Origin of the sequence: Streptomyces sp. NPDC001292, from assembly GCF_042896465.1 — a bacterium.
Taxonomy (GTDB): domain Bacteria; phylum Actinomycetota; class Actinomycetes; order Streptomycetales; family Streptomycetaceae; genus Streptomyces.
This window is the reverse complement of the sequence record NZ_JBIAXG010000011.1, coordinates 18,825-39,691: the sequence shown is the minus strand read 5'-3', so window position 1 is coordinate 39,691 and position 20,867 is coordinate 18,825. Positions and strand designations below refer to the sequence as shown.

At 69.6% G+C, this 20,867-nt stretch carries 14 protein-coding genes and 1 pseudogene; 9 read left to right on the top strand and 6 right to left on the bottom strand.

Going from position 1 to position 20,867, the window contains the following annotated elements; genetic code table 11:
- Positions 1-266 precede the first annotated feature (266 nt).
- Both ACFY4A_RS14610 and ACFY4A_RS14605 read right to left on the bottom strand, forming a co-directional pair.
- Entirely contained in the window at positions 267-1,205 is a 939-nt protein-coding gene (locus ACFY4A_RS14610; RefSeq protein WP_390829789.1) for a sigma-70 family RNA polymerase sigma factor, read from the bottom strand.
- A 10-nt stretch (positions 1,206-1,215) separates the two neighbouring features.
- A complete protein-coding gene (locus ACFY4A_RS14605) occupies positions 1,216-2,406 on the bottom strand; it encodes an NAD(P)/FAD-dependent oxidoreductase (protein ID WP_390829788.1) in 1,191 nt (396 codons plus the stop codon).
- A gap of 306 nt (positions 2,407-2,712) precedes the next feature.
- On the opposite strand from ACFY4A_RS14605, the gene ACFY4A_RS14600 reads away from it, so the two are divergent.
- A complete protein-coding gene (locus ACFY4A_RS14600; RefSeq protein WP_390829787.1) occupies positions 2,713-2,865 on the top strand; it encodes a hypothetical protein in 153 nt (50 codons plus the stop codon).
- 37 nt (positions 2,866-2,902) lie between these two features.
- Here the strand turns inward: ACFY4A_RS14600 and ACFY4A_RS14595 are convergent, their stop codons facing one another.
- The 3 genes from ACFY4A_RS14595 to ACFY4A_RS14585 are packed head-to-tail and all read right to left on the bottom strand — an operon-like array spanning position 2,903 to position 6,684.
- Positions 2,903-3,946, bottom strand: a complete 1,044-nt coding sequence (locus ACFY4A_RS14595) for an ABC transporter ATP-binding protein (RefSeq protein ID WP_390829786.1) — start codon at positions 3,944-3,946, stop codon at positions 2,903-2,905.
- On the bottom strand, positions 3,943-5,631 hold the full coding sequence (locus ACFY4A_RS14590; RefSeq protein WP_390829785.1) for an ABC transporter permease: 1,689 nt from the start codon (positions 5,629-5,631) through the stop codon (positions 3,943-3,945). Before ACFY4A_RS14590 ends, ACFY4A_RS14595 begins: the two co-directional genes overlap by 4 nt.
- 6 nt (positions 5,632-5,637) lie before the next feature.
- Positions 5,638-6,684, bottom strand: coding sequence for an iron ABC transporter substrate-binding protein (locus ACFY4A_RS14585; RefSeq protein WP_390829784.1), 1,047 nt, complete (start codon positions 6,682-6,684; stop codon positions 5,638-5,640).
- 279 nt (positions 6,685-6,963) lie between these two features.
- On the opposite strand from ACFY4A_RS14585, the gene ACFY4A_RS14580 reads away from it, so the two are divergent.
- The 8 genes and pseudogenes from ACFY4A_RS14580 to ACFY4A_RS14545 all read left to right on the top strand — a co-directional run bounded on the left by ACFY4A_RS14580 (position 6,964) and on the right by ACFY4A_RS14545 (position 19,573).
- Positions 6,964-9,579 (top strand): AMP-binding protein, encoded by a 2,616-nt coding sequence (locus tag ACFY4A_RS14580; RefSeq protein ID WP_390829783.1) that lies wholly within the window; start codon positions 6,964-6,966, stop codon positions 9,577-9,579.
- A gap of 266 nt (positions 9,580-9,845) precedes the next feature.
- Complete coding sequence (locus ACFY4A_RS14575) at positions 9,846-10,154, top strand: hypothetical protein (protein WP_390829782.1); 309 nt, start codon at positions 9,846-9,848, stop codon at positions 10,152-10,154.
- A 484-nt stretch (positions 10,155-10,638) separates the two neighbouring features.
- The gene (locus ACFY4A_RS14570; RefSeq protein ID WP_390829781.1) at positions 10,639-14,076 is read left to right on the top strand and encodes a phosphocholine-specific phospholipase C; all 3,438 of its coding nucleotides are present in this window, start codon (positions 10,639-10,641) and stop codon (positions 14,074-14,076) included.
- A gap of 503 nt (positions 14,077-14,579) precedes the next feature.
- Positions 14,580-14,846, top strand: coding sequence for a group II intron maturase-specific domain-containing protein (locus ACFY4A_RS14565; protein ID WP_390829907.1), 267 nt, complete (start codon positions 14,580-14,582; stop codon positions 14,844-14,846).
- A 135-nt stretch (positions 14,847-14,981) separates the two neighbouring features.
- Positions 14,982-15,764 (top strand): annotated as a pseudogene (locus ACFY4A_RS14560) (transposase); the annotation flags it as partial.
- Positions 15,765-16,276: 512 nt separating this feature from the next.
- Positions 16,277-17,701: a hypothetical protein gene (locus ACFY4A_RS14555; protein WP_390829780.1), complete on the top strand. Its 1,425-nt coding sequence runs from the start codon at positions 16,277-16,279 to the stop codon at positions 17,699-17,701.
- Positions 17,702-17,785: 84 nt separating this feature from the next.
- Entirely contained in the window at positions 17,786-18,457 is a 672-nt protein-coding gene (locus ACFY4A_RS14550; RefSeq protein WP_390829779.1) for a hypothetical protein, read from the top strand.
- A gap of 297 nt (positions 18,458-18,754) precedes the next feature.
- Entirely contained in the window at positions 18,755-19,573 is an 819-nt protein-coding gene (locus tag ACFY4A_RS14545; protein ID WP_390829778.1) for a S41 family peptidase, read from the top strand.
- Between the two features lie 276 nt (positions 19,574-19,849).
- Here the strand turns inward: ACFY4A_RS14545 and ACFY4A_RS14540 are convergent, their stop codons facing one another.
- Positions 19,850-20,758: a hypothetical protein gene (locus tag ACFY4A_RS14540; protein WP_390829777.1), complete on the bottom strand. Its 909-nt coding sequence runs from the start codon at positions 20,756-20,758 to the stop codon at positions 19,850-19,852.
- Positions 20,759-20,867: the final 109 nt, after the last annotated feature.

The following is a 20,867-nucleotide window of genomic DNA, read 5'->3' as shown; positions in this document are numbered from 1 at the left end:
CACCCAGTGGTCCGAGATCACGTCAACAGCCGCCCCGGAGCCGTCACTTCTCCTCTGACTCCGAGCGTCAGGTGGCCAGGGACGCTCGGATCCGCCCTCCGTGACGATTCGTAGTTGGCCACTGTGTCGACCGATGGTTGGCCATCGGGCGCGTGAACTGCCTGGCCGAGTCTGATTCGGGAGACCGACGTACTTCGGCTCCCGTGCTGTGCAGCGGGGCCGAAGGGGTGCCGTCCTCGCTCCGACTCAGGTCTGGGTGGCTTGGGTCACCATGCGTTGATGACCGGCGCGTCGGGTTCGTACTGCCGCCAGGCCTCGTTGAGGCGCGCGAGCCGGTCCGCGGCGGCGATGCCGCGCAGGGACGCGACCTTGCCGTCGCTGAGTTCGAACGCCACGGCGCCCACGACCCGGTCGTCGACGACGGCGAGGACGGCCGGGGAGCCGTTGACCAGCGCGATGTGGAACGCGGGGGAGCCGCCGGCCAGCCGCCGCTTCGCCGGAGTGGGCTTGAAGCCGGCCCGCACGTAGGAAGCGACGCGCTCGCGCGTCGTGCACCGCAGCAGCCGCCTGGCCAGTCCGGCGCCGTCCGAGACCGCGGTCGCGTCGTCGGTGAGCAGGGCCACCAGCCGTTCGGTGCGCCCCGACGTGGCGGCGGCGAGGAACTCCTCGACGATCCGGCGCGCGGACGCGGGGTCCACCTCGTCGCCGCCGCGACGCTCGGCGACGACCCGGCGTCGGGCCCGGTGGACATGCTGCTGGCTCGCGGACTCGGTGATGTCGAGGATCCCGGCGATCTCGGCGTGGGGGTACGAGAAGGCCTCGCGCAGGACGTAAGCGGCCCGCTCGACCGGCGAGAGGCGCTCCATGAGGGTCAGTACGGCCAAGGACACCGATTCGCGCTGCTCGAAGGTATCGGCAGGGCCGAGCATCGGGTCGCCCTCGAGGAGTGGCTCGGGCAGCCAGTCTCCGACAGCGCGCTCATGGCGCGCCTGCGCCGAGCGGAGCCGGTCGAGGCAGAGATTGGTGACGACCTTGGTCAGCCACGCCTCCGGCACCTCGATACGTTCCCGGTCCGCGGCCTGCCAGCGCAGGAACGCGTCCTGGACGGCGTCTTCGGCGTCGGCCGCCGAGCCGAGCAGACGGTACGCGAGCGAGGCCAGCCGGCCCCGGCTGGCCTCGAACCGATCGATGGCTGCACTGTCCATGCGGCACAGCCTATGCGGCGACCCTCACACCGACCCGGTCAGGCGCGGTGGCCAGGCGGCGCTTGCGCTTCGGCATGCCGAAGGTCGGGTGGGCGATGCCCCACCCGGCCCCCTTGAGCACGCCCGACTTGAGCCGCGCGGCGGTCCGGCCGCCCAGGTACCAGGACTTCGCCCGGGCGTCCCCGTCCACCATCTGAAAGATCGCGTCCCGCCGCCCGAGACTGATGTGGTTGCCGTGGTACTTCAGCCCGGTGGTCGGGACCTTGCTGCCCGTCAGGCGCGCGATGATCGCGGCGGTCGCCTGCATGTTGGTGAAGCCGGCCGAGGCGCAGGACATCGGCAGCGGCCGGCCGTTCTCGCCGATCGCATAGGCGCAGTCACCGGCGGCGTAGACGTCCGGGTGCGAGACCGAGCGCATGGTGCGGTCGACGACGATCTGGCCGGTCTCGGCGACCTCCAGGCCGCTGGCGGCCGCGATGGGGTGCACGGCGAACCCGGCCGACCACACGGTCACGTCGGCCGGGATGGACGTACCGTCGGCGACGATCGCCCGTGTCGGCTCGACGGCTTCGACGGCGGTGTGCTCGTGGACGGTGATGCCGAGCCGGTCGAAGGCCTGGCGCAGGTGACGGCGGGCCTTCGGGGAGAGCCAGGCGCCCGGCTCGCCGCGGGCGGCGAGCGCGACCGAGAGGTCGGGCCGGGACTCGGCGAACTCGGTGGCGGTCTCGATCCCGGTCAGCCCCTCACCGACGACCAGCACGGTGCCGCCCTCGCCCAGGCCGGCCAGGCGCTCGCGCAGACGCAGCGCCGAGGACCGGCCGGTCACATCGAAGGCGTACTCGGCCACGCCGGGGACGCCATGGTGGGCTACGGAGCTGCCGAGCGTGTAGAGAAGCGTGTCGTACGCGAGCTCGCCGTCGCAGGCCTCGCCGGTCACGGCGACAGCCCTGCGCTCGGGGTCGACACCGGTGACGCGCGCCAGGCGCAGCCGCACCCCGGTACCCGCGAATACGTCGGCGAGATTGCGGAACGCGAGATCCTGGCCGATCGCGAGCTGGTGGAGCCGCATCCGCTCGACGAAGTCGGGCACGGCGTTGACGACAGTGATCTCGGTGTCGGCGGGGGAGAGCCGGCGGGCCAGGTTTCCGGCGGCGAAGGCCCCGGCGTATCCGGCGCCGAGTACGACGATGCGGTGCTTCATGGCTTTGCTCCTGTCTCGTTCGCGTGCCCCTTGAACGAGACGGCGCCCCGATCGCTGACAGGAGCCGGGTGTGACGCGGGTCACCGAGCTAAGGTGAGCGGCTGAGCCTCCGACAGGCGCCTGGGTCTGTCTGGGCAGTCGAAACGGGGCGATGGCCAACCGCTTGGGCTCGTTGGCGCTGTCCCAGATGCGACCGGTGTAACCGCATTCGCGGTTCTTCTGGGGCTGCGGCTGTACCTGTACGCCTTCGTCAAGAACACCTTCGACTCCTAGATCCAATGGGCCAAGACGCACAACAGCCTGTTCGTGCTGACCTGGGACGAGGACGACTTCACCCCCGCCAACCACATCCCGACGATCATGGTCGGGCCGAGGGCCAGGGCCGACGAGTACGCCCAGAAGATCAACCACTACGACGTGCTGCGCACACGCAGTCGGCCATCTCCCGGATCTGCGTGATCTGCCGTCGGGCGCCCTGTGTCCGGGAGGCTCGGATTCAGGGATGGAGGGCCGCCTCGCCCATGACGCGGACGCCCGTCTCCTCCCCGGGGCGCACCGGCACCGGGCCCGCGATTCGGATGTCGACCGGGGTGTCGTGGCCCTCGACGGCCACGGTGACCATGGCGTCGTGGCCGTGGTAGCAGACGTCCGTGACCGTGCCCCGGGCCGCGCCGTCGCAGTCCAGGGCGGTCAGCCGGAGTTGTTCGGGGCGGAGCAGGACCGTGCCGGCCCGGAGTCCGTTCGCGGGGACGGTGAGGGGCACGGGACCGAGCGCGGTCAGGGCCGTGCCGTCGCGGTCGACGGTGCCGGGAAGCAGTACGGCTTCGCCGACGAAGCGGGCGACCCAGGGGTCGGCGGGGCGCCGGTAGAGGTCCTGCGGGGTGTCGCACTGGGCGACCTCGCCGTCGCGTACGACGGCGACGAGGTCGGCGGTGGACAGGGCCTCCTGCTGGTCGTGGGTGACGAGCACGGCCGTCGCACCCGTGGCCCGCAGCGCCGCCCGAACATCCGACCGCACGCCTGCTCGCAGCGCGCTGTCCAGGGCGTTGAACGGCTCGTCCAGTAGCACGAGTTGGGGCTTTGGGGCGAGTGCGCGGGCCAGTGCGACGCGCTGTTGCTGCCCCCCGGACAGCTCGTGCGGCATGCGGTCGCCGTAGCCGGCGAGCCCGACCAGTTCCAGCAGTTCCCCGGTGCGGCGCCGCCGTTCGCCGCGGTCGGCGCCCGTCAGTCCGAAGGCGACGTTGCGGGCCACGTTCAGGTGGGGGAAGAGGGCGCCCTCCTGGGGCACGATGCCGATCCGGCGCCGCTCCGGTGGGAGGTGGACGCCGGGCCCGCCGAGAAGCCGGTCGCCGAGCCGGACCGTGCCGGTGTCGGCGCGCAGGAAGCCGGCGACGACCCGGAGCAGCGTTGTCTTGCCGCAGCCGGAGGGGCCCAGGACAGCGGCCAGCGCCCCTGCTGGAACGGTGAGTTCGAGGCCACGAAGGACCGGTTCCTCGGGTCCGTAGGACTTGGTGAGCCCTTGGATGTGCAGTTCGTTCATGTTCTGTGCCTGCCCAGGAGGTAGGAGGGAATGGCGGCCAGCAGGATCAGCGCGGCGGCGTACGGAGCGGCGGCCGCGAAGGATCCCGCTCCCGTCTCGGTCCACAGCCGGGTGGCGAGGGTGTCCATACCGGTGGGGCGCAGCAGGAGGGTCGCGGGGAGTTCCTTCATACAGACCACGAAGGTGAGTGCGGCCCCGGCGGCCACACCGGGCGCGGCGAGCGGCACGGTGATCTCGCGCAGCACCTGCCACGGCCGCCGCCCGAGGGAACGGGCCACGTCGTCAAGGACGGGCGGCGCCTGGAGGACGGCGGCGCGGGTTGCGGCCACCGCGACGGGCAGGAACAGCACGGCGTACGCGCCGATGAGCAGCGGGAGTTGCTGGTAGAGGGGGTAGGCATAGCGGACCGCGACGAAGACCAGCGCGAGGGCGACCGTGATGCCAGGCAGCGCGTGCCCGGCGTACGCGGCCTGCTCCAGCAGACGGGCGCCGCGCCCCCGGTGCCGGGCGGCGATCACCCCGACCGGCAGGGCGAGGAGCGTGGTGAGGCCGGCGCCCGCGGCGGCGACACCGAGGGTGGACCAGGCCGTTTCCGTGAGCCCGTCCAGATCCCAGGTGGCAGAGTTTCCGACGGCCAGCCAGTACCCGAGGACGGCCAGGGGGAAGACCACGGCGACGGCCACGACCGCCGCGCACCACAGGAGGGCGGGCGGTCGCCAGCGGCCGAGGGCGACCGGGACCGCCGGGCGGGCGGTGCCCCTTCCGGTCCTGGCATGCCCGGCTCGGCCGCGCGTCCGGGCCTCGGCGGCGACCAGGGCGACCGTCATCACCACCAGCACCACGCTGAGTGCGGCCGCCGGGGTGCGGTCGAAGGAGGCGCGGTACGAGGTGTGGATGGCCAGGGTGAAGGTGTCGTACCGCATCAGCGAGACCGCGCCGAAGTCGGAGAGCGTGTACAGCGCGACGAGCAGGGCACCGCCCCCGGCCGCCGGTCGCAGTTGGGGCAGGGTGACCCGGACGAACGTCCGCAGCGGCCCGTTCCCCAGGGAGCGCGCGGCCTCCTCCTGCGCCGGGTCGATGCCGCGCAGCGCGGCGGTGACCGGCAGGAGGACGTAGGGGAAGCTGACCAGCGTCATCGCGAGCGCGGCTCCGCCGAAGCCCGCGAGCCCCGGCGCGGCCGACAGCCAGGCGAACGCCGTGACATAGCTGGGCACGGCGAGCGGCAGGGTGGCCATTACCGACCAGGCGCGGGCCCCGGGCAGTGCGGTGCGCACGGTCAGCCAGGCCAGCGAGACCCCGAGCACCAGAGAGCCCGCCACGACCAGGGCGGTCAGGCCGAGGCTACGGCCTAGGAGGTCCCGGGTGCGCGGGTCGGAGACGACGTCCCAGGCGAAGGCGGGACCGCGCTCCAGAGCGCGGACGGCGAGGTAGCCGAGGGGCAGCAGGGCGAAGGCGGCGGCCAGGCAGGCGGGTACGAGCAGAACCAGGGGCGGCCTCCGGCCGGCCGTACCTCCGCTTCCTGGCGTATGCGCCCTTCCGGGCAGGGGCAGGCGGAAGGAACGGGCCCAGCGGGCGGAACGGGCCGGGCTGCCCTGGCCCGGCCCCTCTGCACGCTCGGGACGCTCAAGCCCGGGCGGGGCAGGGGCTCGGGCCGGGCGTTCGGTGGCGGACGGCGGTGTGTGCACAGCGAGTCAGACCAGACCTTGGTCCTGAAGCATGGTCAGTGTCTCCTGCAGGGACTCCAGTTTGCCCAGGTCGATGTCGGGGGACTCGAGCGATTCGAACGGCGGCAGGTCCTTCACCGAGCTGGTGATACCCGCGGCCAGCGGGTACTCCTTCGTCTCGTCCGCGAAGTAGGTCTGCGCCTGCTTCGACAGCAGGAAGTCCAGGGCCCTCTGAGCGGTCTCGCTCTGCCCGCTGTCCTTGAGGATGCCCGCGCCCGCGACGTTGATCAGCGCGCCGGGGTCCTTGCCGGGTAGGAAGTGCAACTTGGCGGCGACCTTGTCCTCGCCCTTCTCGGCCACTCGCTCGTACCAGTAGTAGTGGTTGACCAGACCGAGAGAGACCTCGCCGGACTCGACGGCGTCCAGGGTGGCGAGGTTGTGGGCGTAGGCCTTGGCCCCGTTCGCCTTCAGGCCCTTGAGCCAGGTGCGGGTGGCGTCGTCGCCCTCCAGGACCCGCATCCCGGTGACGAAGGCCTGGAAGGAGGCGTTGGTGGGCGCGAACCCGACCTTGTCCTTCCACTCCGGCTTGACGACGTCGAGGACGGTGTCGGGGAGTTCGTCCTCGCGGACCTTGTCCGGGTTGTACGCGATGACGCGGACGCGCCCCGAGAGGCCGACCCAGTCACCGTCGGAGCCGCGGTACGCCTTGTCGACCTTGTCGAGGGTGGCCGACGGCAGCTTCTGCAGCACGCCCTGCTTGGACAGGGCTCCGAGCGCGCCGGCGTCCTGGGAGAAGAACAGCCCCGCCTTAGTACGGTGGCCCTCCTCCAGGATCTGGGCGGCGAGTTCCGCGCTGTCGCCGTATCTCACCTCGACCTTGCTGCCGACTGCCTTCTCCAACTCGTCCAGAAGCGGCTTGACCAGCTTCTCATTGCGGCCGGAGTAGATGACGAGGGCGGAGTCCCCGTTCTCGGCTCCGGCGCCGCTGTCGTCGGAGCCGCAGGCGGCGAGGGCGGGAAGCAGCAGACCGGCCGCGGCCAGCGCGGTGATCCGGCGCGCCGAGGGGCGTCGCATCGTGTGGTGCCTTCCTTGCTTGTGTGCCGCTGGTCACGTCGACGGATAGCGGACGGAAGCAATGCTGTGACTTGTTCCTGACCTTGCTATGAATAAGGTAAACCTTACCTAACAGTCAAGATTCCCTTTGCAGGCAGACGTTGCCAGGAAAGTGCGCGCCCCGTGATACACCCGTCCAAGCCCCTCCCGGCTCCGCCCGCCGTCCCCTCAACTGTCCCGTCCCTCCCGGATCCGCTCCCGCCGTCCGACATGCCGTGCCCGCGCGGAGTGCCGCTACCCGTGCCGCCGGACAGTGTGCCCTTCGCGCGCGAACTCGCCGCGCACGGGGAACGCTTGGCGCTCATCACCCCTGAGGGAGAGCTGTCGTACCGCGAGCTGGCCGAGCGGGTGGCCGCCACCGCGGAGCGCCTCGGTCCCGTACGGCGGCTGGTGCTGCTGGCCGGCGCCAACAGGACCGACGCGCTCGTCACGCACCTGGCCGCACTGTCCGTCGGGCACCCCGTCCTGCTCGTCCCCGGGGACAACGAGAGCACGATCCGCTCACTGACCCAGGCGTACGCCCCCGACGTCGTGGCCCGCCCGGACGCCGGCGGGGTGTGGACCATTCACGAACGGCACCGCGAGAGCGTCCACACCCTCCACCCGGACCTCGCTCTGCTGCTGAGCACCTCCGGCTCCACCGGCTCGCCCAAGCTGGTGCGCCTGTCCCAGGAGAACCTTCAGGCCAACGCCGATTCCATCGCCACGTACCTCGGCATCGACGACACCGACCGGGCGGCCACCACACTGCCCATGCACTACTGCTACGGCCTGTCCGTCATCCACAGTCATCTGGCGCGCGGTGCGGGGCTCGTCCTCACCGAGCGGTCGGTGTCCGACCCGGCCTTCTGGGAGGAGTTCCGCGCCGCCCGCGCCACCTCGCTGGCCGGGGTGCCGTACTCTTTCGATCTGCTCGACCGGGTCGGCTTCGAGCGGATGGAGCTGCCGCACCTGCGCCGCGTCACCCAGGCCGGAGGCCGGCTCGCACCCGAACGTGTCGTGCGGTACGCCGAATTGGGCCGCCGCTCCGGCTGGGAGTTCGTCGTGATGTACGGCCAGACCGAGGCCACGGCCCGGATGGCCTACCTCCCGCCGCACCTCGCGGCCCGGCACCCCGGGACCGTCGGCGTGCCGATCCCCGGCGGTTCCTTCCGGCTGCGGCCGGTCGACGGCCACGGCCCGGACGCCCGTGAACTTGTCTACTCGGGGCCGAACGTGATGCTCGGATACGCGCGGGACCCGGCCGACCTCGCCCTCGGCCGGACCGTGCAGGAACTGCACACCGGCGACCTCGCCCGGCGCACACCCGACGGGCTCTACGAGATCGTGGGCCGCCGCGCCCGCTTCGCCAAGATACTCGGGCTGCGCATAGACCCGCAGCGCGTCGAAACCGTGCTGGAGCAGCACGGGGTCACCGCCTACTGCGCGGCGGACGGCGAGGCTCTGGCCGTGTGTGCCCTCGGCGCGGCCGGCGAGGTGACGCGGATCCAGCGGCTGGTCGCGGCCGAGTGCGGGCTCCCCGCTCGCACCGTACGGGTCCGGGGCCTGGCCCGGCTCCCCCGCCTGGCCACGGGCAAGCCCGACTACGAGGCCGTGCGCCGGCTGACGCGCCCCGCGGAGGAGGAGGCGGCGCCCGCGCCCGGTAAGGACCTCCGCCGCCTCTACGCAGAGATCTTCGACCGCGCATACGTCACCGAGGACAGCAGTTTTGTCGGTCTCGGCGGCGACTCACTGTGCTACGTCGAGTTGTCCCTGCGCCTGGAGGAGGCACTGGGCCGGCTGCCCGCCGACTGGCACACGAGCACGATCCGCGAGCTACAGGCCCTGGCGGCGCCGGCACCTGAGCGACCGGACGAACGAAAGGAACGAGACCAACACGATGACCATCGGGACGCGCCGGAGCCGCGGCGGGCCCGACCGGCTGCGGGACTCCAGAAAGCGCTGCGGTCCTGGACCACTGTGGACTCCTGGCGGACCTTCCGCACTCTGGAGACCGGCATCGTCCTGCGCGCCGTCGGGATCGTCTGCATCGTTGGCTCGCACATCCAGCTCTTCGACGTCATGGGCTTCGCCCACGTCCTTGTCGGCGTCGCGGGCTACAACTTCGCCCGTTTCCAACTCACCGACGCCGGGCGCCGTGAGCGCGTACGGCGCCTGTGGCGCAGCATCGCCCGTATCGCCCTGCCGAGCATGGTGTGGATCACCGGCGCGGTGGCGCTGACCGACTTCTACGAACCGGCCAACGCCCTGCTGCTCAACAGCCTGTTCGGCCAAGTGACCGACCGTTTCGAGTGGGCCTACTGGTTCGTGGAGGCCCTGGTCCACTTCCTGGTGGTCCTCGCCGTCCTCCTGGCCGTACCGCTGCTGGACCGGCTGGAGCGACGGTACGCCTTCGGGGTGCCGCTGACACTCATGGGCATCGGCCTCATCGGCCGCTACGACCTGCTGGGCCTGGAACCTGTCCGCCCTCATCTGAGCCCCGCCGTGGTCTTCTGGCTGTTCGCGCTGGGGTGGGCGGCAGCGCGGGCGCGCACGGCCGGGCAGCGGGCGCTGTTGACGGCGGCACTGCTGCTCACCGTGCCGGGCTTGTTCCATGACCAGCCTGTGCGCACCGCCATCGTGATCGCCGGACTGGGGTTGCTGATCTGGGTGCCGACGCTGCCCAGCCTTGCCCCGCTCAGCGCGCTCGCGGGTGTCCTGGCGAGCTCTACGCTCTACATCTACCTGACGCACTATCAGGTCTATCCTTACCTCGAGGACGGATTCCCGCTCACCGCCCTGTTCGCTTCCCTTGCGGTCGGTGTCGGCTATGGGGCTGTCGTGACCCGGGTGGCGCGGAGGGTCCGGTGGTTGTGACCGGGAGTGAGTGGCCCGGGGAACCCGCCTTGAAGGGGTGGCGGTGGTCGGCCCACCGTCGCCCGCGGACCGGGCCGGACCGGCATCGACGGCTCGATCCGGTCCGGTATCGCATCACTGATCACCAGGGGTGCCTTCGGAAGGTCAGATCGGGACCTGCGAGGACGGCGAGTGCCATGCGTCGTCGTGGGGAGAGACGCGATCAGTGGGGCCGTGCCGCGCAGGCGCGGTCGTGCGAGGGCCGCTCGCCGGTGGTCAGGAAACCGGTGACCGCGTGGTTCGTCCTGGGCTGGTGGGGGCCGGACGGCAATGTCCGCCTGGTGGTGGCCACCGCCGACCCGGCCACCCTGCCAGCGAAGGCGACCTGGTACCTGGCCACCGACCTGCCCCGCCTGGGCTCCCCACGCGCCGCCGAATCGCCCTACCCGCCCGCCACGCTGGCCGAGATCGTGCGGATCTACGGGCTGCGCCACTGGGTCGAGCAGAGCTACAAACAGGTCAAGGATGAACTCGGCTGGGCCGACTTCCAGGTCCGCTCCGACACCGCCATCCGGCGCGCCACCAAACCCTCGTGAACTGCGCGTTCAGCTTCTGCTGGAACACCTGGTTCGCCCCGCCGTCACCCACTCCAGCCGATCCATCACCCGGGCCTGACGCACTGCCAGGCACGTTAGAGAGGGGGAGAACCGGAGTCCCAGCAGCCCCAACCGGCCTCCTGGCCCCAAGCACTCCCGGCCGTCCGTGGCTGGCTGACGCCCTGGGCCACGCTGCAACGCTACTGGCGGGCATGGTCGACGAAGCCCCCGCCCCCAGCACTCCAGGAACTTGATCAACACCGTCGGCAGCGGCAGACCCCTCGATCTCTACTGCCCGATCCAACAAACCACCGCTAGAGGGTGCTGCGACAGCAACCCTCCGCCGCTACGAACGTTCGAACGTGTTCGACGGAGAATTTTGCTATACAACTGATGGAACATTCGATGTTGATGATCGAACAGTCTACGAAGACTCGTCACTCAAGGTTTCGTCGTAGTATCGGGGTGACCTAGCCTCCGCTCCATGTCTAGTCTCTCCCGCCGCAGGCTCCTCGGTGCCCTCGCCGGTGGCACTGCGCTCTCTTTCCTGCCCCCGTCGCTGCTGAAGGCGATGGCCGCGCCGCTGCCTCCCGGTGGTATGGATGCGATTGAACACGTCATCATCCTGATGCAGGAGAACCGTTCCTTCGACAACTACTTCGGCTCCCTCAAGGGCGTGCGCGGCTTCGGCGACCGTACGCCGCTGCGTCTGCCCACCGGAGCCACCGTCTTTGAGCAGCCGCGGTCAGGCGGTGGCAAGGTCCTGCCGTTCTCGGCCCGGCAGGCGGCGATCGACGTCGGCCGCCCCGAGAACGACATCCAATACCTCGGCTCGCTCCCGCACGGCTTCTCCGACGCCAACCAGGCCCGGGGGAACGGCTGGTGGAACGACTGGGTCGCGGCCAAGGGCCAGAGCACCATGGCCTTCTACGACCGGCGCGACATCCCCCTCCAGTACGAATTGGCCGACCGTTTCACCATCTGCGACGCCTGCTTCTGCTCGGTCTACGGCTCGACCAACCCCAACCGCAACTACCTGTGGACCGGCACGACCGGCTACGAGCCGGACAGCGCCAACCGGGCCGTTACCAACGCCGCGTACTCCTACACCCACCCGGGTTACGACTGGACGACGTACCCCGAGCGCCTGGAGGCCGCCGGCGTCTCCTGGCAGATCTACCAGGAATGGGACAACTTCACCGACAACGCGGTGGAGTACTTCCGGCCCTGGAAGCAGATCGGCCGGAAGATCCTGTCCAAGGTCAGCGCCCAGTACTCCACCACAGAGCAGTTCTACGACGGCCTGTGGAGCAAGACCGCGGACCAGCGGAAGGCCGCGCTTGCCCAGTTCCAGCAGGGCATCGACTCGCTGACCGAGGCGGAACGCCAGCTTTTCATGCGAGGCGCCTACCGCTCCGAGCCGGACACTCTCGTCCAGCGGATCAGATCCGACATCAAGGACGGCACGCTGCCGAAGGTCAGCTGGCTGGTTCCGACGGCGGCGCTCTCCGAGCACCCCAGCTCCTCCACCCCGGTCGGCAGCGCCAACCTCATCTACGATCTCCTCGACGCCATCGCGAGCGACCCGAAGACCTGGTCGAAGACGGCTCTGTTCATCAACTTCGACGAGAACGACGGCTACTTCGACCACGTGCCCGCCCCGGTCGCGCCCCGGCCCGACTCCGGCAACAGTGACGACTGGTTCAACGGCAAGCCGGTCGGCCCCGGTCCGCGCGTGCCGATGACGATCGTGTCGCCGTGGACGGTGGGCGGTTTCGTCTGCTCGGAGGCGTTCGACCACACCTCGGTCATCCGGTTCCTGGAGAAGTGGACCGGCGTCCAGGAGCCCAACATCAGCGCCTGGCGCCGCAGCGTGTTCGGCGACCTGACCTCCGCCTTCGACTTCAACCGCGGATACGCGCAGCCCAAGGTGGAGCAGCCCGGCCCGGTGCCGGCGCGGGTCGGCCGCTGGAACCCCGTACCGCCGAAGAACCAGTCGCTCCCGGAGCAGGAGGCCGGCATCCGCCCGACGCGCCCCTCCCCGTATCGGCTGTCCCTGCGGGCCGACGTCACCGGCTCCGACGTACGCCTCCAGCTCGGCAACGCAGGCACCACCGCCGCCACGTTCACCGCCTACCCCGGAGACGGCACCTCCCCGCGCGCGTGGACCGTCTCAGCGGGCGGGACCGCCGACAACACGATCGGGTACGGCGCCGACGGCTACGACCTGCAGGTCCACGGCCCCGGCTGGTCCGTCTGGGAGCTGCGCGGCACCGGCGTGGGCGCCGAGGCGTACCTCGTCGAGCAGGCCGTCCCCGGCCAGGTGAAGGTCCGGTGCGCCAATCCCTCAACCGCCACCCGCACGCTCCTCGTCGGCGAGTCCGTCTACCCGCGCAAACCCGGTGACCATGTCCAGACCGTCACCCTCGCGCCCGGCGAGTCCCAGACCGTGCCGATCCAGCTCCCGGACCACGGCTGGTACGACGTCGTGGTCGTCGACCAGGGAGACCCGGCGTTCCTGCGCCGGATGACCGGCCGCCTGGCCGACGGCAGGCCCGGCGTCACCGACCCGGCGACCGGTGCTGCCCCGGCGCTGGCCGCGACGATCACCCTGCCGGAGCCGCTGCCCTCCCAGGACACGCCGCTCGTGCAGGGCAACCCGGCCGATGTCGTCGTCACCGTGCGAAACCAGGCCGACGCCAAGCTCGACCGGCTCTCGGTCGCCCTACTCGCCCCCTCCGGCTGGACGGTCGAGCGGGCCGCGGCGGCGCCGACGGTGGTCGCACCCGGGGATTCGGCCGACGTGCGCTTCACCGTTACACCCGCTCCGAACGCCACCGCAGGCAGCCTGGTGGTCGCCGCCCACGGCGACGGCAACGGCCTGCTCAGGCTCGCCGACGCGCGTGTCCGCTCCGGGGTCGCCCCTGCGATGAGCGTCTCGCTGACCGGTCCGGCGAGTTCGCCCGGCACCGACGGCACCGTTCTCTCGCCGGGCAGGCCGGTCACCGTGACCGCCACCGTCACCAATTCCGGCGGCACCCCGCTCACCGGCCTGACCGCCACGCTGGACCTCCCGACGGGCTGGACCGCCACCCCCAGGGGCGACGCGCCGACGGCCGTTCCAGCCCGCTCTTCCGCCCGCCTGGAATGGGACGTCGTCGTGCCCGCCTCGGCGGCGCGCGCTGCTGGCAGCCTCAAAGCGACCGTCACGGCGAATCCGAGTGGCAGAGTCCAGCAGGCGACCGCGTCCCTGTCCGCCAAGACCGGGCCCGTCATGACCGGCTACCTGCTCGCGGAGGACTTCGAGTCCGTCGCCCCTGCGCTGGCCTCGGCGGCCGACCTCAGCCGGCCCGGCTTGCTCGGCTGGACCCGGACCACCCCCGAGGGCTGGACGGTCACCAACGCGCCGGCCATGCCGCAGGGCACCCGGGAGCTGCAGGGCTGGACCTTCCTGTCCAAGCAGTTCTGGTTCCCCGGCGGGCAGGACCGCCCCAACTTCAGCCGTGCCCTCGGCGTCGTCGCGGTCGCCGACCCCGACGACTGGGACGACACTGGCAGCCCGTCCGGCCGGGGCCGGTTCGACTCGACGCTGACCACCCCGGCGGTGGCCATCCCGTCGGGCACCTCCACCCTCCACCTCGGCTTCGACTCCCACTACCGGCAGGAGAGCCCGCAGGAGGCCGAGGTCACCGTCCAGTTCGACACGGGTGACAAGGTCCAGTTGCTGCACTACAGCAGCGCTACCTCCGGGAACACCAACAAGGGCCAGGACCAGGAGAACCGCCTCGTCCGGCTCTCCTGCCCCGTCCCGGCCGAAGCCGCGTCGGCGAAGGTCAGCTTCCGGATCTTCAACGCGGGCAACAACTGGTACTGGGCGATCGACAACGTCCGCGTGGGCACCAGCCCGATCACCGACGCCTGACCGGCTGGCGGCCTGACCGGGCTCCGCTCGGGGACGTACAGTCGTCCCCGAGCGGAACCGCGGTGATGCCTCAGTCTTCGACAGCGTGCCCTGGAACCTCGTGATCAAAGCGGTGGAGGCTCACACCGATCAACGCTGGGTGGTTCTGTACGTGGAGCGATGGCTGCATGCTCCGCTTCAACTGCCCGACGGAACCTTGCAGGTGCGGGACCGGGGAACTCCGTAAGGATCTTCGGTTTCGCCCGTGCTGGCGAATCTGTTCCTCCACTACGCCTTCGATATGTGGATGGCGCGGGAGTTCCCGACTTTCACTTTCGAACGCTACGTGGACGACGCGGTCGTGCACTGCGTCAGCGAACGCCAAGCCAGAAGGCTGGCGGCAGCGATAGGGAGCAGGATGCGGAGGTCGGGCTGTGGCTGCATCCGACCAAGACACGGATTGTCCACTGCAAGGACGCGAACGGGCAGGGCTCGTATGAAGCACACGTCATTCACATTGGCGCATCCATCGGCGCACAGGCCATACCTTCGCTCAGCTCGCACGCATCATCAATCAGATCGTGCGTGGGTGGCTTCAGTATTACGGGGCGTTCTATCGCTCCGCCCCGAAGCCACTCCTGCGGCGCATCAACGCTTACCTGGTGCGCTGGATCCGCAGGAAGTACAAACGGCTGGCCGGTTTCAAGAAGTCCAAGGAATGCTTCCTGGGCATCACGAAGCGATACCCAGGAATGATTGCCCACTGGCGCTTGTGCCGCAATTTCTGGTGACCAGGGTGACAAGAGCCGTGTAACGGGAGACTGTTACGCACGGTTCTGTGGTAGCCGGAGGGTGAAACTCCCTCCGGCTACCCGAACCGACCAGCTTTTCGCCGGGCGCATCCGCCGTGAAGTCGCGCAGCACGCGGCTCCAACACCGCCGCCGACCACATCGAGGCCACGAAACTGGCTCTGGCCCAGTTGCCGAAACGGCTCCGGCGGGGGCGTAGGACGCTGATCCGCACCGACTCTGGCGGCGGCACGCACGAGTTCGTCGCCTGGCTCGCCCGGCGCGGGCGGTGGCTGTCGTACTCGATCGGGATGACCATCACCGACGCCACCCATCAGGCCGTCCTGAAGGTCCCGGCTTCCACCTGGACGCCGGCCGTCGAACCCGACGGCGAGATCCGCGACGGCGCCTGGGTCGCCGAACTCGCCGGCGACTGCCTGACAGGCTGGCCGAAGGAGCTACGGCTGATCGTGCGCGAGGAACGGCCGTACCCCGGCGCCCAGTTACGCTTCACCGATGCCGACGGCATGCGGTTGACCTGCTTCGCCACCAACACGGCCGGCGAGGCGATCACCGCCCTCGAACTGCGCCACCGGCAGCGGCCCCGGGCCGAGGACCGCATCCGCGCTCCCCGAACCGGCCTGCGCAACCTCCCTCTCCACCGTACGGCTCAGAACCAGATCTGGTTCGAGATCATCCAGTTCGCCCTGGACCTGCTCGCCTGGACGCCCCTGCTCGCCCTGTCCGGCGCCGCGCGGCTCTGGGAGCCCCGCCGACTGCTGCTCCGCCTCTTCTCCGCCGCCGCCCAGTTCGTCGCCACTGGCCGCCGCCGCATCCTCCGCCTTGCCGGGCACTGGCCCTGGACCGGCGTGCTCACCGGCGCCCTAGACCGGCTCCAAGCCCTCCCGAACCCCGGCTGACCAGCACTTTCCCGCCCCTGCGAGCAACACGAGCCCACCGGAGCCGTGGAACCCGGCGCACACCCCGACGCGACAGCCGGGCACTCAACCTGCCGAAAATCCTCATCACACTCACCACAAAGGGTCTGTCAGCAAGCTGACGGGCCCTCATGAACCATCGAGACTAATTCGGCGCCTGCCCCACGCGGCTGTCAGCACCCACAAACCCCTTGTAGAGCGCTTGTGAAGACCCGTCATGTCGCTCTCATGAACTCTGCACGGCTTCCTCGATTAAATCTTGATCATTACCGTTACGGTGGTGATCCCTTTTACGGGGAGTGCATCTCCTACCAGGAAGCAGAAGCGTGAAGAAACGTACTACCCTCATATGCGCGGCAATTGGTGCGGCAGTTACCCTTGCCGGGGTCTTACCCCAGCAGACGCCGGTCACAGGACAGGACACCGTCACCCCGGTCGCACAGACCAAACCCCTGAACCCGCAGTACGTCACTACGGCGAACAGCGAAATCACCATGACGGTCGACCTGACCCAGGAGCAGATCGACAAGGCACGCGGCCGCGTCAAGGCGGACAAGCCGCTCGGGAAACCGAAACAGACCAGCAAGCGCTCTGCCGATGCGAACCGGCAGAGCGGCAAGCCCATGACGCTCGCCGACGCCTACAAGCAGGCCGCGGACAGCATCAAGGAAGCCCACGCTAATCCCTACAAGGACTTCGGCAAGGGAGCGCAGACCGCGACCGCAGGCGACGGCAGCAAGATGAACATGAGCCTCGCCGCTTCCTACGATCTCAACGAGAGCACTGTCGGCTACCCGGTCGGAACCACCCCGCCGGCCACCCTGGAAGCCTTGTGCTTCGGCGGTACCGCAGAGTTCGACGCGGTGATTGACCGCTTCACCGCATGCGGGCGCACCAAGCTCACCGCCAAGTACTACAAGGTCGACTCCAGGACTGGCACCCGCGAATACATGGGCACGAACACCGGTCTCGTGCAGCTGTACACCCAGCAGTACAACAACGAGCGCTCTACCCGCATGTTCGCCAAGATGCAGAAGGACTCCGTCACCTACGACTGGGGCTGGTGGGACAACATCTGGACCGCCCCCGGCGTGGACCTCACCGTGATCGGCAACTGCTGGGGAGACACCAACAGCTGCTCGGCGACCGGCTCCCCCATCACCCTGGACTGGCAGAACTGGAACAGCATCGACACCTGGTTCCACTGGAACGCCAACAGCGACGAAACCAAGGGCATCGGCCGGGACAAGATCGCCGCTCACGGCACGCACGTTGAGCTCTACACCGACAGCGGCGACTACCGGTCCGAGTCCCGTGCGTCCATCTCTCGCCGCCTGGTGCGTTGCGACTCCGCCAGCTACATCTACGCAGACTGGCCGAAGGGCTGCGTCTTCCTCGAGACCATCCCCCGCATGATGTACTCCCGCGCCGCGGACTCCCCGCACAAGGGCGTTGCTGACCACATCTACAAGGCCCAGAACCAGCCGGACACCACCTATCCGACCAGCGGGGGCCTGAAGTTCATCCCCGGCAAGTACATCGCCGGCAACTACTACGCGCCGGGCCTGCACCGCCTGCACGAGAACTTCCATTTGACGCAGATGAACGCGAACACCTCGCACAAGGACCAGGCCTGCACCTCCACCGGCGACTACTCGACCACCGGTCTCCCGCTGTCGCTTCGGCCGGAGCCGGGTGTTGAGGACTGTGACGAGTACCCCTTCCGTGCGACCCTCGAAGGCGCCGCTAGCCCGAACTGGGACTTCTCCGTGTGGCCCGTGGACCTGTCGCAGAACCGCTCCGGTGGGAACACGCTGATGAACTACGTGCGGAACCACCGGATCCTCGCCTGGGACGACACGCTGCCCTCGCCGGCTGACACGAATGACCGCTACTACGTGCAGATTGTGGACTTCTAGACCAGCGATCACCGTAAGTAGAATGAACGGTGCCTCTCACTGCGGGGGCGCCGTTCCATTCGCACCACTCCTGCAGGAGCCTCCATGGACTTGCTGACGACGCTCGACGGCTACTTCGGAGGCTGGTGCTTCACCTTCACCACCCTACCGCCCCGCGAAGCGCTGCAAGCCATGGAAGCCGGCCACACGAGCGATGTCGCCAACCCTGTCGATGCGCTCCGCGAAGAAGCCGACGAGGGGATTGAGGAAGACGGGATCCTCCTCGTAGCCGGCCGTATCAGCCCAGCGTGGAGCATCGTGATTGAGACCAACGGCAACACCGGCCTGATCGGCGCCGGGCACTGTGTTCTCCTCGAGCTGTGCACCCCCGAGCAGTTCGCGATGACCGTGTTCAAGAACCCCAACCGGCTCGAGATGTTGTACGCAGACCTCGACGACAACTGGGCGGGCCTAGACATCACCAGCGGACGCAGGTGGGGCACCCTCGGTCACGTAGCCGGAGCGCTGCACGAGGCAGGCTTCACCGCGGACGGCGGCCTGCACGACACACTCAGCGGCTACCCGTACAACGACCTGGCGCGCCACGCGATCACCGCGATCACAGGCCTAGACACGCTCGAGGTCGGCGCCACAGGGTGGGTTTCCGGCATCGTCCCCACCGCGACGGCCTTGCAGCAGATCGACCGAAGCCGCGCTCTGGCGACAGACACTCGCGGATTTTCCCGTCAGCAGGACCGGATCGGTGAGGCGCCCTGAGAGATACCTTGTGGGCGCCCTGGAGAGCGCCTTGACCCGCGACGACCACGTCGCTGCGAAGGTCACCACCGTCACCACCGGAAGCCCGTCAGCGGAACCACTGACGCGAGCAACCGACACCACCCCGGGCGCCGCCGGCCCGTCAGCGGATTCCGGCCGGCCTGGGACCTGAATCAAAAATCGCTGGTCATGAGGTTGTCAGCGGTCTACGATCCGCCGCCATGCCAACAAACGAACAGATCATCAGTCAGGCCCCTGAGTCGAATCGAGGCCGGATACGTCTTTCCCGAGAAAACCGTGGATATCGACACCGGCATCCGACGTCGACTGGCGGAAGGCGTCTACGACCACCTGGACGGGCCGTCCCTCTGTGAGACGGTGACCGCGCACCTCCAGGAGATGTGTCCGGACAAGCACCTGCGACTGCTCTGGGTGGACCAGCCGCAGTCGCTGGATCCGGCGGACGAGGACGAGGGACGGGCCGCGTTCCTCGAGTTGCTCAGGACGGAGAACCAAGGGATCCGCCGGGTCGAGCAGTTGGACGGAAACATCGGGCTCATCGACGTCCGCCGCATCGCGTACGCAGACGAGGGCGCCGACGCGATCGGCGCCGCCATGCAGCTGGTCGCGCACAGCTCTGCGCTCATTCTGGACCTGCGCGAGTGCCGCGGTGGGGCACCGGAGGGCGCCGCGATGTGGTGCAGCTACTTCTTCCGCGACGACCAGGTGCACCTCAACGACATCTACGACCGGATCACCGGCGCCACACGCCAGTTCTGGACGACCGCGCACCTTCCCGCGCCGCGCTACACGGACCGCTCGGTCTATGCACTCACCAGCTCGATCACGTTCTCCGGCGGCGAGGACGTGGCGTACACCCTTCAGGCACACGGCCGGGCCGTCCTCGTCGGTGAGACGACACGCGGCGGCGCGCATCCGACCGCCCGCCACCCGATCACGGAACACATCCTTGTGACCGTGCCGACCGCCCGAACCATCAACAGCGTCACCGGCACTAACTGGGAAGGCAACGGAGTGGTCCCGGACATCCACGTCCCGGCGGACCAGGCACTCGACACGGCACTCAAGGCCGCCCTGGAACACCTGGCGGCGTAGCTGTGCCGAGCTGGGGGCGCTCGCTCCGAGGCTCGGGTCACACGGGAACCGAGCCCACCTTGCCGCACGAAACCTGCCACGGTCTTGAGCGACCCCCGGCCCCGGCCCGCCCGGTCTGCCAACCGGAACGACTGCCAGCTAACCGGTCCCTCGCAGGTCCCGATTCGGCCCACCGATGACATCCAGGTCCAGCACTGTTCGATTCCTGACCCGGGCAAAGCGGCTGCGTGCTCTACGCTCTGTCGTACGGCGGGCGGGGATCGAGGCGGTACGCGCTCACTGGCCCGGAACCGACGACGGCTTCGCCGTGCTGTCCCGGCTGACCGGGCTGAACCGCGCCACCGACGGCACGTCGGCGGCGCGGTCTGATCCACAGCGGTAAATCCGTACCCCGCCCTCCGGTTGCGGGAGCGGAGCCTGGGGGGTGATGGTGAGACGGATCGTGAAAGTGGACCCGGCCGCGTCGCGCGCGACCGCCACCGGCAGGCCGACTCGGCACGCGGCGGCCTCGACTGGATCGCCACTGGAGCCGCTGTGCGCACAGACCTCTCGTACGCCCAGCAGGCGGGCCGCGTCGAGGAGTTCAGCCAGGAGCACGTCGCCGAGCCCGCGCGCCGACCACGCGGGGCCGATGAGCAGGGCCAGTTCGGCGCCGTCGCCGTCGAGGAGCAGGCCGGCGAAGGCCACCGGCCGCCTCCCCGGAGTCTCGGCGAGCAGCCCGCAACCCATCCGGGGCGAGACCAGGCGCTCGGCAGCCGCGCGGCAGCCGGACACCGGCAGCGGCGCGCACGCGGCATGCAGGGCGGCGACGGCCCGTCGGTCGGACCTCCGCACCGCCCGCAGGGCGATTGCCTCGTCTCCTGGAAGCCGCAGGTGCCCGCCGGGCCAGGAGGCCCGGACGCCGCCGGGTGCCAGCATCGTCAACAGCCGGGCGCCGAGCCGCTCCAGACGGGTGAACGGGAGGGCGGGGCGATTGGCGGTCAGTGTCCCGCCGAGCGGATCCCGCAGCACCAGACGGCACGGCGCCGGGTCGAGGACGGTGGGCGGGGTGCCGGGCGGGTGCCAGCCGATGGCGGCCCCGCCCAGCAGGCGGCCCAGAGTCTGTGGAAGCCCGTCCGGCCTCCAGGACGCCGGTCCGCGACGCGCCCGAAGGAGGGCTTCCCGGACACGGATCGATGGCCGCATGCCACCCTCCCATCAGCGGAATGTTACGCACAGAACAGAAGCTGGCGCTATGCGTAACACGCCGAGCCTGATCGTTTCACTCCGCCACACCGTCCCGACCGCCCGCGCC

Coding starts and splice junctions, on each gene's coding strand:
- ACFY4A_RS14595 (WP_390829786.1), bottom strand. CDS start 3,946: ATGAACGAACTGCACATCCAAGGGCTCACCAAGTCCTACGGACCCGAG.
- ACFY4A_RS14585 (WP_390829784.1), bottom strand. CDS start 6,684: ATGCGACGCCCCTCGGCGCGCCGGATCACCGCGCTGGCCGCGGCCGGT.
- ACFY4A_RS14550 (WP_390829779.1), top strand. CDS start 17,786: ATGGACTTGCTGACGACGCTCGACGGCTACTTCGGAGGCTGGTGCTTC.
- ACFY4A_RS14610 (WP_390829789.1), bottom strand. CDS start 1,205: ATGGACAGTGCAGCCATCGATCGGTTCGAGGCCAGCCGGGGCCGGCTG.
- ACFY4A_RS14540 (WP_390829777.1), bottom strand. CDS start 20,758: ATGCGGCCATCGATCCGTGTCCGGGAAGCCCTCCTTCGGGCGCGTCGC.
- ACFY4A_RS14605 (WP_390829788.1), bottom strand. CDS start 2,406: ATGAAGCACCGCATCGTCGTACTCGGCGCCGGATACGCCGGGGCCTTC.
- ACFY4A_RS14570 (WP_390829781.1), top strand. CDS start 10,639: ATGTCTAGTCTCTCCCGCCGCAGGCTCCTCGGTGCCCTCGCCGGTGGC.
- ACFY4A_RS14555 (WP_390829780.1), top strand. CDS start 16,277: ATGACGGTCGACCTGACCCAGGAGCAGATCGACAAGGCACGCGGCCGC.